18 protein-coding genes are annotated in these 15367 nt (G+C 73.2%); 9 read left to right on the top strand and 9 right to left on the bottom strand.

Going from position 1 to position 15367, the window contains the following annotated elements; translation table 11 throughout:
* The first annotated feature begins 7 nt into the window (after window positions 1–7).
* Window positions 8–430 (top strand): zinc-ribbon domain-containing protein, encoded by a 423-nt coding sequence (locus tag AB0M83_RS02020; RefSeq protein WP_364511041.1) that lies wholly within the window; start codon window positions 8–10, stop codon window positions 428–430.
* Window positions 431–540: 110 nt separating this feature from the next.
* On the opposite strand, the gene AB0M83_RS02015 is transcribed toward AB0M83_RS02020, so the two are convergent.
* Window positions 541–990, bottom strand: coding sequence for a phosphate uptake regulator PhoU (locus AB0M83_RS02015; RefSeq protein WP_364511038.1), 450 nt, complete (start codon window positions 988–990; stop codon window positions 541–543).
* Window positions 991–1116: 126 nt separating this feature from the next.
* Between AB0M83_RS02015 and AB0M83_RS02010 the strand changes: the two genes are divergently transcribed.
* From AB0M83_RS02010 to AB0M83_RS02000, 3 genes are all read left to right on the top strand, one after another.
* Window positions 1117–1551 (top strand): single-stranded DNA-binding protein, encoded by a 435-nt coding sequence (locus AB0M83_RS02010; RefSeq protein WP_364511035.1) that lies wholly within the window; start codon window positions 1117–1119, stop codon window positions 1549–1551.
* A gap of 184 nt (window positions 1552–1735) precedes the next feature.
* Entirely contained in the window at window positions 1736–2029 is a 294-nt protein-coding gene (locus tag AB0M83_RS02005) for a hypothetical protein (RefSeq protein ID WP_364511032.1), read from the top strand.
* Between the two features lie 142 nt (window positions 2030–2171).
* Window positions 2172–3176 (top strand): pirin family protein, encoded by a 1005-nt coding sequence (locus tag AB0M83_RS02000; RefSeq protein WP_364511029.1) that lies wholly within the window; start codon window positions 2172–2174, stop codon window positions 3174–3176.
* Here the strand turns inward: AB0M83_RS02000 and AB0M83_RS01995 are convergent.
* A complete protein-coding gene (locus AB0M83_RS01995) occupies window positions 3150–3992 on the bottom strand; it encodes an alpha/beta hydrolase (RefSeq protein ID WP_364511027.1) in 843 nt (280 codons plus the stop codon). The two genes, AB0M83_RS02000 and AB0M83_RS01995, sit on opposite strands and share 27 nt — an antisense overlap.
* A 294-nt stretch (window positions 3993–4286) precedes the next feature.
* Entirely contained in the window at window positions 4287–4961 is a 675-nt protein-coding gene (locus AB0M83_RS01990; RefSeq protein ID WP_364511024.1) for a GntR family transcriptional regulator, read from the bottom strand.
* A 2-nt stretch (window positions 4962–4963) separates the two neighbouring features.
* Here AB0M83_RS01990 and AB0M83_RS01985 point away from each other — a divergent pair, with 2 nt between their 5' ends.
* Window positions 4964–6634 carry a thiamine pyrophosphate-dependent enzyme gene (locus tag AB0M83_RS01985; protein WP_364511022.1) on the top strand — a complete coding sequence of 557 codons (1671 nt, stop codon included), beginning with the start codon at window positions 4964–4966 and terminating at the stop codon, window positions 6632–6634.
* On the opposite strand, the gene AB0M83_RS01980 is transcribed toward AB0M83_RS01985, so the two are convergent.
* Together AB0M83_RS01980 and AB0M83_RS01975 are read right to left on the bottom strand one after the other, a co-directional pair.
* Window positions 6631–7740, bottom strand: a complete 1110-nt coding sequence (locus AB0M83_RS01980) for a pyridoxal-dependent decarboxylase (protein ID WP_364511705.1) — start codon at window positions 7738–7740, stop codon at window positions 6631–6633. The genes AB0M83_RS01985 and AB0M83_RS01980 overlap by 4 nt on opposite strands.
* Window positions 7741–8426: 686 nt before the next feature.
* Entirely contained in the window at window positions 8427–9326 is a 900-nt protein-coding gene (locus AB0M83_RS01975) for a phosphatase PAP2 family protein (protein ID WP_364511698.1), read from the bottom strand.
* Between the two features lie 116 nt (window positions 9327–9442).
* On the opposite strand from AB0M83_RS01975, the gene AB0M83_RS01970 reads away from it, so the two are divergent.
* The 3 genes from AB0M83_RS01970 to AB0M83_RS01960 are packed head-to-tail and all read left to right on the top strand — an operon-like array spanning window position 9443 to window position 12041.
* Window positions 9443–10132 carry a response regulator transcription factor gene (locus AB0M83_RS01970; RefSeq protein ID WP_364511019.1) on the top strand — a complete coding sequence of 230 codons (690 nt, stop codon included), beginning with the start codon at window positions 9443–9445 and terminating at the stop codon, window positions 10130–10132.
* Window positions 10129–11559 carry a HAMP domain-containing sensor histidine kinase gene (locus AB0M83_RS01965; RefSeq protein ID WP_364511017.1) on the top strand — a complete coding sequence of 477 codons (1431 nt, stop codon included), beginning with the start codon at window positions 10129–10131 and terminating at the stop codon, window positions 11557–11559. The genes AB0M83_RS01970 and AB0M83_RS01965 overlap by 4 nt, the downstream gene beginning before the upstream one ends.
* A complete protein-coding gene (locus AB0M83_RS01960; protein WP_364511014.1) occupies window positions 11556–12041 on the top strand; it encodes a hypothetical protein in 486 nt (161 codons plus the stop codon). Before AB0M83_RS01965 ends, AB0M83_RS01960 begins: the two co-directional genes overlap by 4 nt.
* A 70-nt stretch (window positions 12042–12111) precedes the next feature.
* Here AB0M83_RS01960 and AB0M83_RS01955 read toward each other — a convergent pair whose 3' ends face one another.
* A complete protein-coding gene (locus AB0M83_RS01955) occupies window positions 12112–12705 on the bottom strand; it encodes an NAD(P)H-dependent oxidoreductase (protein ID WP_364511012.1) in 594 nt (197 codons plus the stop codon).
* A 98-nt stretch (window positions 12706–12803) separates the two neighbouring features.
* On the opposite strand from AB0M83_RS01955, the gene soxR reads away from it, so the two are divergent.
* The gene (gene soxR / locus AB0M83_RS01950) at window positions 12804–13283 is read left to right on the top strand and encodes a redox-sensitive transcriptional activator SoxR (protein WP_364511009.1); all 480 of its coding nucleotides are present in this window, start codon (window positions 12804–12806) and stop codon (window positions 13281–13283) included.
* Here soxR and AB0M83_RS01945 read toward each other — a convergent pair.
* The 3 genes from AB0M83_RS01945 to AB0M83_RS01935 all read right to left on the bottom strand — a co-directional run bounded on the left by AB0M83_RS01945 (window position 13280) and on the right by AB0M83_RS01935 (window position 15158).
* Window positions 13280–13789 (bottom strand): DUF664 domain-containing protein, encoded by a 510-nt coding sequence (locus AB0M83_RS01945; RefSeq protein ID WP_364511006.1) that lies wholly within the window; start codon window positions 13787–13789, stop codon window positions 13280–13282. The genes soxR and AB0M83_RS01945 overlap by 4 nt on opposite strands.
* 71 nt (window positions 13790–13860) lie before the next feature.
* Window positions 13861–14442, bottom strand: coding sequence for a hypothetical protein (locus tag AB0M83_RS01940; protein ID WP_364511003.1), 582 nt, complete (start codon window positions 14440–14442; stop codon window positions 13861–13863).
* A gap of 2 nt (window positions 14443–14444) precedes the next feature.
* Entirely contained in the window at window positions 14445–15158 is a 714-nt protein-coding gene (locus tag AB0M83_RS01935; RefSeq protein WP_364511000.1) for a hypothetical protein, read from the bottom strand.
* Window positions 15159–15367 lie beyond the last annotated feature (209 nt).

Below are 15367 nucleotides of genomic sequence, written 5' to 3'. Positions count from 1 at the left end.
AGTACCGATGCTGATCTGGGGCTGGCGGACGCGGATCTACGTGCTGGCGATGACGACCTTCCTGTGCGGCCGGTGCGGCAACCCCGCCTCGCACGCGGTGCGCAAGGCGGTCACGAAGTTCACCCTCTTCTTCATCCCGCTCTTCCCGATCAGCGTGAAGTACTCCGCGCAGTGCACGTTCTGCGGGATCGAGAACCGGATCCCGAAGGAGGACGCCGTCCGCCTGCAGGCGCAGGAGGAGCAGGGGCAGCAGCAGGGTGCCCAGCCGGGCTACCCGCAGCAGCCGCCGTCCCAGGGGTTCCCGCAGCAGGGGGCGCCGCAGGGCTTCCAGCCGCCGCACCCGTCGCAGCCGCAGGGTTTCCCGCAGCCGCAGCACCCTTCGCAGCAGCAGTACCCGCAGCAGGGCCAGTTCCCGCAGCAGGGCAGCTGAGTCCGCGGCGGTTCGAGCGCGCTGACCGGTTTCGGCGTCCGACGCTGCTTCGTCCATTTCGGACAATCAGGATCTAGTTCGGCTTTCCGGACATCGTCCGGGCCGTCGCGTCAGGCGCCGACCGCCGCGAACGCCACGGCCCGGCGTGCGATCAGGGCCGCCGTCCCGGCGAACCGGCCGTAGACCGTCGCGAGCAGCACCACGTCGACGGTGGCCACCGCGTGCCCGCCCAGCCGCCCGAGCGCCGGCCGCACCTCCACCGGCGCCCGCCGCGGCTCCGCGACCTCCCGCGCAAGACCACCCATCCGAGTGAGATCCACGGCGGTGCAGACGGCGGCGGCGACCGCCTTCACGTCCTCCTCCGGCGGCGCGTGCAGGGCCGGCGATGCCCCCGCCTGGTCCTCGCCCGCGGCGGCGTCTTCTCGCACCCGTCCGCCCAGCGTGGGGTCCATTTCGAGCACGGAACGCGTGGCCTCTTCGAGCGCGATCGCGGCCAGCGCGCACAGGTCCGCCGGCCGGTGGGAGAGCGTGGCCGGCTCCTGCTGGAACGCCGTCGGCACGGCGGCGGGAAACCAGCCCGGCCGGGTGCCGGCAGCTCGTCGCCCGGCCCGGAACTGTCGGACCCCCGTGCTCTCCTCGTCGGCGAGAGCGGTGCACCCCGCACCCGGAGCAGAAGGAGGAGCCCGATGGCAGGCGAAACGCTGGTCACCGTGGTCGGCAACCTGACGACCGACCCCGAGCTGCGGTTCACCCCGTCCGGCGCCGCGGTCGCGAACTTCACGGTCGCGTCCACGCCGCGCACGTTCGACCGCGAGTCCGGCGCCTGGCGCGACGGCGAGGCGATGTTCCTGCGCTGCAGCCTGTGGCGGCAGTACGCGGAGAACGTCGCGGAGTCGCTCGGGCGCGGCGCCCGCGTGGTCGTCCAAGGCCGGCTGAGACAGCGGTCGTACGACACGAAGGAGGGCGAGAAGCGGACCGTGACGGAGCTGGACGTCGAGGAGATCGGCCCCGCCCTGCGGTACGCCACGGCCAAGGTGACCAGGCTCAGCCGGGCCGCGGGCGGCGAGGCGAGCAGTTCCTGGACGCCGGAGCCGGCGGTCGCCGCGGCGCCTCCGTTCTGAGCCCGTCCGGTCGCGGCCGGCGTCCGGACACCCGTTGACGGGGAGTCGACCCGGGCTCGACCGGCAGCGGTGACGATGGACGGACGCTGCCGGTCCGACCGGTTCCGGATGTGCTGTCGAAATCCCGTCAGCCGGTTCGACGCACGGATAGGACGAGGTCGGACCACGAGCGGGAGGGACCGCGATGAACAGGACCGAAGAGACCGGCACACCGGTCGTCCGCCCCCTGGTGAACCACCGGATGCTGGCGATGCTGCGAGCGGTCGGCGCGGGCCGCGGCCGGGTGTCCTGCAGCAGCGAGCCCGACCTGTTCATCGACGGTGTGTCGTGCGGCGACCAGTTCGCTGCCCACGCGCTGGCCCACCAGGGCCTGGTCCGCGCGGCCCGCCCCGGCCTGCCGGGCGAGCTGGTCCCGGCGATCCTGACGGCCGAGGGCCGGGCGATCGTCGCGGCGCGGCAGCAGCACCACGCCGCCTGACCCGGCGGCGCGAAGCTTGACAACTCCACAACGAACGCGGGGCACGCGGCCCCATCAGCCGGGGCCGCCTCCGTCATCCCGCCCCGCCGGGGCCGCCTCGGGCACGCCGGTCCGGGCGGGGAACGCGACTACCGTGGCGGGCATGAGCAACACCGAGGCCGCCCCCACCGAGCTCGCCTGCGGCGACCGGCCCGCGACCGCCGACCCCGAGCACCCGGCCGTCGAGATCCTCACCCCGCGTGAGGTTCCCCTGGGCGGCCCGCGGGCGATGCGGGTCCGGCGGACGCTCCCCCAGCGGTCCCGGTCGCTGATCGGCGCCTGGTGCTTCGCCGACCACTACGGCCCGACCGAGATCACCGGCGCGATGGACGTCGCCCCGCACCCGCACACCGGCCTGCAGACGGTGAGCTGGCTGTTCGCGGGCGAGATCGAGCACCGCGACAGCCTGGGCACGCACGCGATGGTCCGCCCCGGCGAGCTGAACCTGATGACCGGCGGGCACGGCATCTGTCATTCGGAAGTCTCGACCGAAACCGCGAAGACGCTGCACGGCGTCCAGCTCTGGGTGGCACTGCCCGAGCGGCACCGGCACACGGCACGCGCTTTCGACCACTACGTGCCGTCGGTGAACCGGATCGAGGGCGCCGAGATCCGGGTGTTCCTCGGGTCGCTGGCCGGGCGCACGTCCCCGATCCCGACGTTCACCCCGCTCCTGGGCGCGGAGATCGTGCTGGGCCCGGACGCCCACATGTCGCTCGGTGTCGACCCCCGCTTCGAGCACGGCGTCCTGGCGGACACGGGCGACGTCGTCGTCGCGGGCACCCGCGTCCGCGCGGCCGAGCTGGGTTACGTCGGCACCGGCGTGCGCTCCCTGACGCTGAGCAACCGGGGCTCGGCGCCGGCCCGGTTCCTCCTGCTGGGCGGGACCCCGTTCGACGAGGAGATCCTGATGTGGTGGAACTTCGTCGGCCGGACCCACGAGGAGATCGCGGCGTTCCGCGAAGCGTGGCAGGCGGAGTCCGACCAGTTCGGCGCCGTCACGGGCTACTCGGGCACCCCGCGGCGGCTGCCGGCGCCCGAGCTGCCGGCGGTCCGCATCAAACCGCGCCGGAACCCGGCGTCAGGCCAGGAAGCCGGCCACGGCTGAGACGAACGCGGGCGCGTCGTCCAGCCAGGGGTAGTGCGCGGCACCGGGCAGAACGGTGACCCGCGCGTCCGGGAAGAGCGCGGCGAACCCGGCGGCGACGCCCGGGCTGGCGATCCAGTCCAGCTCACCGGCCAGCACCAGCACAGGAGCGTCGACGGCACCGAGCGCGGCCCGGGTGCGCTCGGGTTCGAAGGCACCCTCGGCGTTGTAGACGCGCGCGGCGGCACCGTTGCGCTGCCCGGGTTCGGCGGCCTGGTGCCGCCGGGCGGCGTCGTCCCAGCGGCCGTAGTACATCGGAGCCACGGCGGCCCAGTCCGCGCTGGTCGCGGTCCGGGTGGCGATGGCCTCATAAGCCGCGGCGGCGGCATCGAACCAGGGCGCACCGGACCGCCGGGCCATGATCCGCCGCCGTTCGGCGACGGGCAGCTGCAAGCCGACGGCCCGCGGACTCGGCGCGACGAGCGCGAGCCGGCGCAGCCGCCCGGGATACCGAGCGGCGTAGAGGGTGGCGAGGCTCGCCCCCGCCGAGTGCCCGAGCAGGTCGAACCGTTCGAGGCCGAGGTGCTTGCGCAGCGCTTCGACGTCCTCGACCTGCCGATCGCACCGGTAGGTCGCGGGATCACCGGGTGTCTCGGAGTCCCCGGTCCCCCGGCAGTCCAGCACGGCGAGCTGCCGCCGGCCGCCGAGGCCTCCGAGGTCCCCCAGATAGGCCCCGGCCCGCATCGGCCCGCCGGGCAGGCAGACGACAGGCTCACCGCGGGAGCCGCGGAGGCGAAAGGCCAGCGCGGTCCCGTCCGGCGCGGAGAAGATCGGCATCCCCGACCCTGACACCTCCGACGCGGCCCGGGCAACCCTCCGGACAAAGTCCGCGCTTTCCCCGCGCGCCGCGCGAGCAACCCTTGCCCGAACCTGCCCAGCGCACCTCACGAACAGCCCACCCACACCGACGCCGCACCTGCCGAGCAACCGTCGCCCGAACCAATCCGCGCCGACACAGCGAACCCTCGCCAGCACCTCGCCCACAGCACCAGGCCACGCGACCCGCATCCCACCAGACCCCCGCGCGGCGGAGCCCCACCACGCGAAGCCCCGAGCCCGAGCCGCCCGTCCTCACCGCTGCCGCGCGAGATAAGCCTCCAGCGTCGCCAGCCGATGCCCCCGCGCGAACTGCTCGACCTCCGCCGGATCGCCCCCGCCCTCGATCAGCGCCAGCAACCCCTCGTGCTCCTCGACCGACGCCGGTGCCCGCCCCGGCACGGACGCGAACGTGCTGTCGCGGACCGCCGCCAGCCGGGTCCAGCAGCGCTGCACCAGGTCGACCAGGTTCGGGTTCGGGCAGGCGCTGAACAGCACCTCGTGGAACTCCGCGTTCAGCGCCGTGAACGCGAGCGGGTCGAACTCGGCGAGGCTCCGGCGCATCCGCTCGTTCAGCGAGCGGGCGTGCGCCAGCGTCTCCGGCGTGAGCAGCGGCGCGGCGAGCCCGGTGGCCGCGCCTTCGACGATCGCCACCGTCTCCATCGCGTGCCGGTACTCCGTGGGGTCGATGGCCACCACCCGGGCCCCGACGTTCCGCTCGAACTGGATCAGCTCCTCGGCCTCGAGCCGGCGCAGGGCCTCGCGGACCGGCACCGCGCTGACGTCGAGTTCGCGGCCGATCTGGTCGAGCACGAGCCGGTACCCGGGCCCGTAGCGGCCGTCGATGATCCGCGCTTTGATCGTCTCGTAGGCCAGCTGGGACTTCGTGACCGGTCTTCCCGAGGACGCGCTGATCATGTAGGAAACCATATATGGTCCTGCCGACGGACGACGCCCAGGAGGCCGTGCCGATGCCGATTCCCCCGCCCGCCCCCACCGCGGCCGACCTGATCGTCGACGGGCTGCGGGCCCACGGTGTCGACACCGTCTTCGGGCTGCCCGGCGTGCAGACCTACGACCTGTTCGACAGCCTGGCCCGCGCGGGCGACCACATCCGGGTGATCGGCGCCCGGCACGAGCAGACCGCGGCCTACATGGCGTTCGGGTACGCCCAGGCGACCGGCCGCACCGGCGTCTACACCGTGGTGCCCGGCCCCGGGGTCCTCAACGCCTCGGCCGCGATGCTCTCGGCCCACGGGGCCAGTGCGCCGGTGCTCTGCCTGACCAGCGAGATCCCGCGCGCGTACCTCGGCCGCGGGCTCGGGCACCTGCACGAGATGCCCGACCAGCTCGCCACCCTGCGCACCCTCACCAAGTGGTCGGCGCTGGTCGAGCACCCGGTCGACGTCCCGGACGCGCTGGCGACCGCCTTCCGCGAAGCCGCGGGCGGGCGGCCGAGGCCGGTTTCGCTGGCGGTGCCCTGGGACGTGCTGGGCCTGCGCGCGCCCGCCGAGGTGGCCGGCCCGCTGCCGCTGCCCCGCCCGGCCGTCGACCCGGTCGCGGTTGAGCGAGCCGCGGACCTCCTCGCGGGCGCGAAGCACCCGATGATCATGGTGGGCGGCGGCGCCCGGCACGCGGCCGCCGAGGTCCGGGCGCTGGCCGAGCGGCTGCAGGCGCCGGTGGTGCCGTTCCGCGGCGGACGCGGCATCGTGGGCGACGACCACCCGCTCGGCTTCACCTGCGTCTCCGGTTTCGAGCGGTGGGCGGAGACCGACGTGGTGGTCGGCATCGGGTCGCGGATGGAGCTGTCGTGGTTCCGCTGGCCGGACAAGCCCGCGGGCCTGAAGACGATCCTGCTCGACATCGACCCCAGGCAGGCGACCCGGCTCGAAGCGGACGTCGCGATCGTCGCCGACGCGGCCGACTCCACCGCGGCCCTCACCGAAGCGGTCGGTCCACAGAGGACGGACCGGACGACGGAGTTCCTGGCCCTGAAGGCGGCCGTGGCCGAGCGGTTCACCGACGTCGGCCCCGAGCTCGAGTACCTGCGGGCGATCCGGGACGTGCTGCCCCGCGACGGCTTCTTCGTCGAAGAGATCTGCCAGGTGGGCTTCGCGTCCTACTTCGGGTTCGAGGTCTACTCGCCCCGCACCTTCGTCACGTGCGGCCACCAGGGCACGCTCGGGTTCGGCTACCCGACGGCGCTCGGCGTGCAGGCGGCCTTCCCCGGCCGCCCGGTGGTTTCGGTGGCCGGGGACGGTGGGTTCATGTTCGCCGCGCAGGAACTGGCCACGGCCGTCCAATACGGGCTCAACGTGGTGGCGGTCGTGTTCGACAACGGCTACTACGGCAACGTCCACCTCGACCAGGAGCGGCTGTTCGAGGGCCGGGCGCTGGGCGGGCGGCTGCGGAACCCGGACTTCGCCCGGCTCGCCGAGACGTTCGGCGCGCTCGGCCTGACCGCGCGCACCCCGGACGACCTGCGCGGCGCGCTGGACAAGGCGTTCGCCGCGGGGCGGCCGGCGCTCGTGCACGTGCCGTGCGAGCTGGGTGCCGGCGCCTCGCCGTGGAAGTACCTGATGCCGAAGTCGGACCGCAGCTAGCCGGCGGCCACGCGCTCGAGCGCGGCGAACACGCGCTCGACGTCGGCCGCGGTCGTCTGCCAGTTGCTGAAGGCCGCGCGCAGCGCCGGGCGGCCTTCGTACACCGTCGGGGTGAGAAAGGTGGTCCCGTCTTCGGCGATCGCACGCACGAGAGCATCGATGTCACGCTCGGCGGCCGGGGCGAAGCACACGACGTTGAGCCGCACCGGCGCGAGCAGCCGCCAGCGGGGCGAGCCGTCGAGCCGTGCGCCGAGGTCGCGGGCGAGCGACACGCAACGCTCGACGATCTCGCGGTGCCCGTCCCGGCCGTAGGCCACGAGCGAGAACCAGGCCGGGAGCGCGCGCAGCCGCCGGGAGTTCTCCGGCGTGAGGTGCAGGAAGTCCGGGGTTTCGCCGATCTCGCCCAGGTAGGCCGCGTTGTTGCTGAAGACGCGCAGCTGCAGGTCGCGGCGGCGGGTGAACTGGACGGCGGAGTCGTAGGGCACGTTGAGCCACTTGTGCAGGTCGATCACCACCGAGTCGGCCTGGTCGAGGCCCGCGGTCAGCGCCGCGTGCTCCGGCGAGAGGGCGGCGAACCCGCCGAACGCGGCGTCGACGTGCAGCCAGAAGTCGTACCGCTGCTTGAGCGCGGCGATCGCGCGCAGGTCGTCGAAGTCGACGGTGTTCACGGTGCCCGCGTTCGCGACGACGACGGCCGGCCCGTCGAGCGCTTCGAGCGCCTCGGCCAGCTTGGCGACATCGACGGCTTCGCGTCCCGGCAGCACCGGCACCTTCCGCAGCGCCGACCGGCCCATCCCGAGGAACGACAACGCCTTCAGGATGCTCGAGTGCGGCGAGCCGGACAGCACGGTGAGCGGGCCGAGCGCGGCGGCGCCGTCGTCGGACACCGTCACCCCGGCGCGCTCGCCGAGCCATTCGCGGGCGATGGCGAGGCCGGTGACCGTGGACATCGTGGCGCCGGTGACGAACGCGCCGGAGAACTCCGCGCCGAGCCCGAACAACTCGGCCAGCCAGCCGACGGTCTCGCGCTCCAGGTCCTGGGCCGAGGAGTCCATGCCGCTCGCGGGATTCTGGTCGTAGGTGGCGGTGAGCCAGTCCCCGGCCAGCGAAGCCGGGGTGGCGCCCCCGGTGACGAACCCGAGGTACCGGGGCCCGGCGCTGCCCGCGAAGCCGGCTTCCCAGCGCTGCGAGAACTCCTCCAGCGCGCCCCGGCCCCCGATACCTCCGAGCGGCAGCGGCGCCCGGACCGGCTCGCCGGGCGGAACGGCGGCGGGCCGTTCGGCCAGCCCGGCCAGGGCTTCACCGGCGACTTCCGCGCGGCGTCGAGCAGTTCGGGCAGGGACTTCAGGTCTTCGGCAAGCCTCGGATGCACCCCACCGACGCTAGGCCCCACGACCGGCGCTGTCGCGGTCCAATCCCCCGAAACTGGCCCGCCGGCCACCGTGTCGCCCCCACAATCACGCGAGTCGACCCTCCAATCACGGGTGATGCCCCTCCAATCACACGTGATGCCCGCCCAGACACGCAAGATGCCGTCCCAAGCACGCCAACCGACCCTCCAGATACGCGAACCGACCCTCCAGGCACGCCAGCCGACCCTCCCGGCACACGAACCGACCGTCCAGGTACGCCAGCCGACCCTCCAGGCACGCGAACCGACTGTCCAGGCACGCCGACCGACCGTCCAGGCACGCCAGCCGACCCTCCAGGCACACCGGCCGACTGTCCGGGTGCACCAGCCGCCCACCCAAGCCCCCGGCCGACCGCCCGGATGACCCCGAACCGGGGCCGGTCAGCGGCGGCGGAGCCGCCGGACCCGGGCCTCCGCCGGATCGAACGCCACCCGCCGCAACGGTGCCAGCAACAGCAGCACCACCGCCATCGCCGACAACGCCGCGAGCACCATCGCGGCGACGAACTGGGCCGCACCCGACGTCGCCGTCCCGAGGACCAGGTATCCCGCCAGTACCAGCGCGACCGGCGCCAGCAGGCCGCAGAGCACCGGTACCGGTGGCACCCGGTCACCGTCGGGGCGGCGGGCGGACACCACCGCCGCCCCGGCGCAGGTGACCGCGGCGACCAGGAGACAGCCGCCGACGGTGTCGCTCAACCGGTGCCAGCCCAGCGCCACGGCCGCGGCCGAGACCCAGGCGACGCCGATCCCGCCGGCCACCAGGGCCTGCGGGCGGAAGCGGCGCGGCAGGACGATCGCGAGCGCCACCAGCACGGCCATCGCCGCGCTGACGTGCCCGCTGGGGAAGCTGTTGTGGCTCGCGACGCCGAACCGGTCGCCCGTGCTCGGGCGGTCCAGGACGTACAGCTTGAGCAGCTGCGCCACCATCAGCGGCGCGGCGAGCATCAGCAGGGCCGTCACGCCGAGCGCGAATCGGCGCCGCGCCAGGGCGATCACCACCAGCAGCACCGCGACGCCGCCGAGCACGACCACCAGGTCGGTGTCGCGCAGCGGATTGGCCCACTCGACCGTCGTCCCCGCGGACTGGGCGCTGCGGACGACGCCGTTCTCGACGCCGCGCCCGGCTTCGGTGCGGACGAAGAGCAGGTAGGCCGCGACGAACGCGAGGGCGAACCCGGCCGCGCTCGCCGCGAGCACGGCGGTGCGGGACACGGCCCGGGTCACGAGCGCGTGGCGGCCGGCCGGCGGGGTGGCGGGGCGTACCTCGGAGATGATCACTGCCATGTCCCCGAGTCTGGCTGCGGCATTTCGAGATCCCGTCAGGGCGATGTCATGGTTTTGCTACAAGATCCGCCCGGGTCGCCACGACGTGCGCTTTTCCGAATAATGGCGCCGTGGCCGAGGTACTGGTGGTAGAGGACGACGCGGCGGTACGGGAAGGACTGCAACTGGCCCTGCGCCGGCAGGGACACGTGGTGCACACCGCGGAGTCGGGTGAGCTCGGCATCGAGGTGCTCGTGCACCAGCACCCCGACATCGTGGTGCTCGACCTCATGCTGCCCGGCATGGACGGCTTCGAGACGTGCCGCCGGATGCGCGCGTCGGGACCGATCCCGATCATCATGCTCACCGCGCGCAGCGACGACTTCGACGTCGTGGCCGGGCTCGAAGCGGGCGCGGACGACTACGTCGCCAAACCGGTCGAACCCCGGGTGCTGGACGCGCGGATCCGGGCCGTGCTGCGCCGCGCCGTCGCGGAGCGGCCGGACGAACCGCCGCAGCCCGAGGAACGCCACGGCGACCTGGTCATCGACCGCGCCGCGCTCGAGGTGACCAAGCGCGGCGTCCCGGTTTCGCTGACCCCGAGCGAGCTGAAGCTGCTGCTGGAGCTCTCGCGCACGCCCGGCCAGGTCTTCAGCCGCCAGCAGATCCTGTCCGCCGTCTGGGACCACGACTACCTCGGCGACTCGCGCCTCGTCGACGCGTGCGTGCAGCGGCTGCGCGCGAAGATCGAAGACGTGCCGGCGAAGCCCGAGCACGTGCAGACGGTCCGGGGGTTCGGCTACCGGTTCGGCCGGTCGTGATCCGGCAGGTCCGCTCGTGGCTGGCCGGGCTGAGGCCCCGGCTGGTCGCCGCCTTCGCGGTCATCATGATCCTCGGCGCCACCGCCGCGGCCGGCGCGAGCTACGTCTCCGCGCGCAACGCCATCCTCAAGGGCATCCAGGACCAGACGATGCTCAAGCTGCGCGACCAGATCGTCGCTTACCTGCCGACCGTGTCGCTGCCGCCGTCCCAGGCCACGCTCGACGCGTTCGCCTCCGCGCTCAAGCCCAGCGGCGCCCTCGTCGTCTACCACGACATGTACTCGTCTTCGGGCATGCCCCCGGACCAGGTGCCCGCCGACCTGCGCCAGGCCGTGGCGACCAGCACGTACACGCAGTTCCAGCGGGTCGACGCCCACGGGTTCCCGCAGTTTTACGTGGGGATCCCGGTGCAGACCAGCTCGGGCACGACGACTGGCCTCGAGGTCTATGCGGGCGCGTCGCTGGACCAGCAGCAGGCCGCGATCGACGAACTGGCCCGCCAGGCCTGGCTGGTCTCCGCGCTCGCGCTGCCGTTCGCGGTGGGGGTGGCCCTGCTGGCCGCGCGGCAGGTGCTGCGGCCGGTCCGCGCGCTCAACACCGCGGCCGACCAGCTCGGCCGGGGCCGGCTCGACGTGCGGCTGCGCGTCAAGGGCGCCGACGAGCTCGCGCAGCTGGTCACGACGTTCAACCACACCGCGGCGGAGCTGGAGCGCACGGTCGGCACGCTGCGCGCGATGGAGGCCGACGCGCGGCGGTTCGTCGCCGACGTCTCCCACGAGCTGCGGACGCCGCTGGCGGCGATGAACGCCGTCACCGACGTCCTCGACGAGGACGCCGGCCAGCTGCCGGCGGACACCGCGGTCGCCGCGCGGCTGGTGTCGGCGGAGACGAAGCGGCTGACCCGGCTGGTGCAGGACCTGATCGAGATCTCGCGGTTCGACGCCGGCCGGGCCGAGCTGCGCCGGGAGGCGCTGGACGTCGCCGCCGCCGTCACCGACAGCCTCGCCGCGCGCGGCTGGGAGATCGGTTCCGAAAACGCCGCCGTGGTCGCCGACCTGCCGGCCGGGATCACGGCCGCGCTCGACAGGCGGCGGCTGGACATCGTCGTGGCGAACCTCGTCGGCAACGCGCTGCGGCACGGCGCGCCCCCGGTCGAGGTGGTGCTGCGGGCGGAGGGCGGCGACGTCGTGCTGACCGTCACCGACCACGGGCCGGGCATCGCCGACGAGGTGCTCCCCCGGGTCTTCGACCGCTTCGCCAAGGCGGACACGGCCCGGGCGCGCTCGGAGGGCAGCGGGCTCGGCCTGTCCATCGCACGCGAGAACGCGCGGTTGCACGGCGGCGACATCGTCGCGGCCAACACCGGCACGGGCGCTCGCTTCGAGCTGCGCCTGCCCCGGGCGGCCGGCATCGGGGAGGCGCGGTGAAGAAGCTCCTGATCCTGGTCGTGCTGCTGGTGGTGAGCGCGTGCGGCATCAAACCGACGGGCGTCGTCCCGGCCGGGCCGGCGCCGACGCTGCGGAACCCGGGCGTCAGCGGGCGCGGCGCCGACGTGATCCTCTACTTCGTCATCGGCGGGCGGGTGGCCCCGGTGTCGCGGTCGACCGGCACCGTGGGCGTCGAGAACGCCCTTTCGCTGCTGCTGGCCGGACCGACCCCCGACGAGGCGGACGACGGCTACGGGACGGACCTCCCGCGCCGGTCCGGGCCGATCGTCCTGTCCCCCGGTTCACCGCCGGCGATCACCGTCCCGTTCCCGCTGAAGCCGATCAGCGGCGCCGGGATCAACCAGCTCGTCTGCACCGCGTTCGCGGCGCTGGCGGCCCAGGGCGGCTACTCGACCGACGGGGTCATTTCGCTCTCCGGGACCGACGTCCGGCTGCCGTACCAGGCGTGCCAGGCGTTCTGACCGGCCTGTCTACTGTGGACTGCGCGCTACCCCGGAGAGATCAGCCACCTCGGACCGGGCGTCGGCCCGGTCAAGCCCCGGGATACGGCCGGGCCGTCCGGGCCTCCGCCAGCGACCGGGCCCACCAGCTCAGCTGGTCGAGCATCGCCTTCGCCGCGACCGCCGCGGCCTCGTCCGTCGGCTGCCCGTCCGCGCCGAAGCGGGCGTGGGCTCCGTGGAAGCTGACCGTCTCGCGGATCGTCACGGCGTGGAGCTCGGCGAAGACCGCCCTCAGGTGCTCGACCGCGCGCAGGCCGCCCGACATCCCGCCGTAGGAGACGAAGGCGACGGGCTTGGCCGTCCACTCCGTGCGGTGCCAGTCGATCGCGTTCTTCAGCGACGCCGGATAACTGTGGTTGTACTCCGGGGTGACCACGACGAACGCGTCGGCCGCTTCGAGCCGCGGCGTCACCTTCGCGACCTCGGCCACGACCGACGCGGCCGGCACCGCGCCGAACGCCGGCAGCACCATCGGGAGGCCGGTCTCGGCGAGGTCGACGACGTCGGCCTCGAACCCGCCGTGGTCGCCCGCGACGCCGGCCAGCCAGTCCGCCACCACCGGCCCGAACCGTCCTTCGCGGACACTTCCCACGATCACCGCGACCCGCACGGGAGCTTCGGACACAGATCCTCCTTGGCACAGCGGCGTTGTTGCCGTCCGGCCCAGGATCGAACCTCAAGCTCGCTTGAAGTCAAGTGCGCGGCTGTGGTTGGCTGGGAAGCATGGTGAACGCCCCGGCCCGGACGCTGCCCGACCTCACCGTCGGCGAACTCTCCCGGCGCAGCGGGGTTCCCGCGTCGGCCCTGCGGTTCTACGAAGACGAAGGCCTCATCCGCAGCCGCCGCACCGCGGGCAACCAGCGCCGCTACTGCCGGGACGCGCTGCGGCGGGTGACCTTCATCCGGATGTCCCAGCGGGTCGGGATGCCCTTGTCGACGATCCGGGAGGTGCTCGCCCTGCTGCCCGACGACCGCACGCCGACGCGGGCCGACTGGGCGAGGATCTCGCAGTGCTGGCAGGAAGACCTGAACGCGCGGATCCGGCAGATGGAACAGCTGCGCGACCAGCTCACCGACTGCATCGGCTGCGGCTGCATGTCCCTGGCCAAGTGCCGGCTCGCCAACCCGGGCGATCGGCTCGGCGTCGACGGACCCGGGCCGCGGCGGCTGGCCGACCACCGCGGCGAGGGCTACGAAGACTAGCGGCGCTCCAGCACACCGCGGACGAACATCGCCTGCCCGGCGTGCTGGATGTCGTCGTCGAGGACGCTGACGAGCCGCACGCCCAGGGTCACCGGCGGGTCCCAGGCCTCGTCGACGATCCGGTCGAGCGCCTGTCCGTCGAGTCCCTCGACGAACCGGACCGTCTGCTCGTGAACGGCGTCGTAGTACCCGGTGAGCAGGTCCGGCTCGTCGACCCGGACCGCTTCGACGTCGGCCGGGCGGTGCCCGTAGCCGGTGTCACCCGCCGGGAACGGGAGACCGAACCGCGAAAGCCAGTCCTGGCCGGTCCACACCTGCTCGGTCCCGGCCACGTCGGCGACGTGGTCGTCCTGGACCCGGGTCAGGTGCCACACCAGCCAGGCGATCGAGTTGCCCCCGTCGTCCAGCCGGGTCCGGAGCTGCTCGGCGGTGAGCCCTTCCACCGCCGCGTGCACGTTCTCCCGGACCCGGCCGAACCCGTCGACCAGCAGATCGGCCACGTTCATCGGCTGCCTCCCGTTGCTGAACCCGTTCACCGGCGTGCTACCCGATCATGCCCGCCGGCAAACGGATCCGGCTAGCGCGGCAGCAGCTGGTCGAAGAACGAGCGGTAGCGGCGCAGCGCGATCCGCAGTTCCTCGGTGGCCGGCTCACCCTGCCGCCACTGGCCTTCGAGCTCGCTCTTGTGCTCGGCGAACGTGGTGGCGAGGGCGCTGATCACGGCCGCGACCAGCTCGTCGGCCTGGTGCACCGCCTGCTTCGGGTCGTCGACGAAGCCGGTCTGCACGTTCTGCCAGCGGTCCCGGAAGCCGGTGATCTTCTCCTCGTCGATCAGCGGCGGGGCCTCGATGTCACCGCCCGACTCCGCGGGCCTGGTGTCCCGGTCCGCCTCGGTGTCGGTGTCGGCGTCCGTGTCGGTGTCCGTGTCCGTACGGGAGCCGGCGGGCTGGGCGGACGCCGAAGCCAGGTCGGCGGTGCTCAGGCTGTGGTCGCCCTCGTCGGCGCGGCTCTCGTCGTCGTAGCTCTCCCCGGCGGCGGGTTCCCGGAAGTCGGCGCTCTCCGCGCCGGGGACTCCGGTGCCGTCCGGCTGGCGGACGTCCTCACGCCCCGTGAAGTCGTCGTCGTGTTCGGCGCTGTGCCGGGTCAGGTGCTCGGTCATGGTCAGCGTCCTCCGTTCCACTCGGTCCGCGGCTGTGCGGACGCCTGGCGTTCGTGCTGTCCGGTCTCGTGGGTTTCGTGGACCTCGCCCCCTTCGCCGTCGCGGGCTTCGGCCTCGCCGCGGTCGGCGCGGTCACGGTCGTGCCCGTTGCGGTCGTGCCCGTTGCGACGGTCGTGGTGGTCGTCGTCCGCGCCGTCGGTCAGCAGGTCCTCGAAGACGGTGCGGTAGCGAACCATCGCGTCGCGAAGGTCCTCAGTGGACGCTCCGTCGCTCTTCTGCTGCGTGGTGTGCGCGGCGCGGTAGTGCTCGAGCGTCTTGGCGTGCCGCACGGAAAGATCGGACAGCTGCTGCTCGTACCCCTCGGTGGGGTAGCCGCGTTCGCCCATCAGCGCCACGAGGAGCCGGTCCGCGTCGGCGACCGCGGTGATCGGCTCGTCGACGAACTTTTCCTGCACCTGCGCCCATTCGCGGGCGTAGCGTTCACGTGCCGACGCCGACAGCGGGCGGATGTCGAGTTCCTTGTGCCGGCGCTCGCGCTCGGCGAGTTCTCGTTGCGCGGCACGCGGGTTGTCGCTCTCCTCGACCGTCCGGTCGTACTCCGGGCCGAACCGTTGCTGCAGACGCTTTCGCTGCATCTCTTGCGTCACAAGCCAAATCACGGCGCCGAGCACCGCGACGGCCACGACGACGATCACGACGATCAGCCATGTGGGCATTGCCAAAACACTCCTTCACGGATGTCGCCCCCGACGCGTCCGGAGTTCCCGCGCACCGGTGCCCGAAAACTGCGTTCGCCCGCGATTCGGCCGACCGGCGGCGCGGATACGGCCGGATGCCGACCACCGCGGCGGATGTAACGACGATAACACCGTGCGACTAGCGCCGTTACCATCGTCGTGCTATCATCGGTAACAGAACGACGGAA

It is taken from the genome of Amycolatopsis sp. NPDC051106, from assembly GCF_040682775.1.
Lineage (GTDB): Bacteria > Actinomycetota > Actinomycetes > Mycobacteriales > Pseudonocardiaceae > Amycolatopsis.
This window is presented reverse-complemented; position numbering and strand designations above follow the sequence as displayed.

Excerpts from the sequence above, each read along its gene's own strand:
- AB0M83_RS02020 (WP_364511041.1), top strand. The coding sequence starts at position 8 with ATGCTGATCTGGGGCTGGCGGACGCGGATCTACGTGCTGGCGATGACG.
- AB0M83_RS01945 (WP_364511006.1), bottom strand. The coding sequence starts at position 13,789 with ATGAACGTGGCCGATCTGCTGGTCGACGGGTTCGGCCGGGTCCGGGAG.
- AB0M83_RS02000 (WP_364511029.1), top strand. The coding sequence starts at position 2,172 with ATGAGCAACACCGAGGCCGCCCCCACCGAGCTCGCCTGCGGCGACCGG.
- AB0M83_RS01935 (WP_364511000.1), bottom strand. The coding sequence starts at position 15,158 with ATGCCCACATGGCTGATCGTCGTGATCGTCGTCGTGGCCGTCGCGGTG.
- soxR (WP_364511009.1), top strand. The coding sequence starts at position 12,804 with ATGGTGAACGCCCCGGCCCGGACGCTGCCCGACCTCACCGTCGGCGAA.
- AB0M83_RS02005 (WP_364511032.1), top strand. The coding sequence starts at position 1,736 with ATGAACAGGACCGAAGAGACCGGCACACCGGTCGTCCGCCCCCTGGTG.
- AB0M83_RS01995 (WP_364511027.1), bottom strand. The coding sequence starts at position 3,992 with ATGCCGATCTTCTCCGCGCCGGACGGGACCGCGCTGGCCTTTCGCCTC.
- AB0M83_RS02010 (WP_364511035.1), top strand. The coding sequence starts at position 1,117 with ATGGCAGGCGAAACGCTGGTCACCGTGGTCGGCAACCTGACGACCGAC.
- AB0M83_RS01990 (WP_364511024.1), bottom strand. The coding sequence starts at position 4,961 with ATGGTTTCCTACATGATCAGCGCGTCCTCGGGAAGACCGGTCACGAAG.
- AB0M83_RS01985 (WP_364511022.1), top strand. The coding sequence starts at position 4,964 with ATGGTCCTGCCGACGGACGACGCCCAGGAGGCCGTGCCGATGCCGATT.
- AB0M83_RS01940 (WP_364511003.1), bottom strand. The coding sequence starts at position 14,442 with ATGACCGAGCACCTGACCCGGCACAGCGCCGAACACGACGACGACTTC.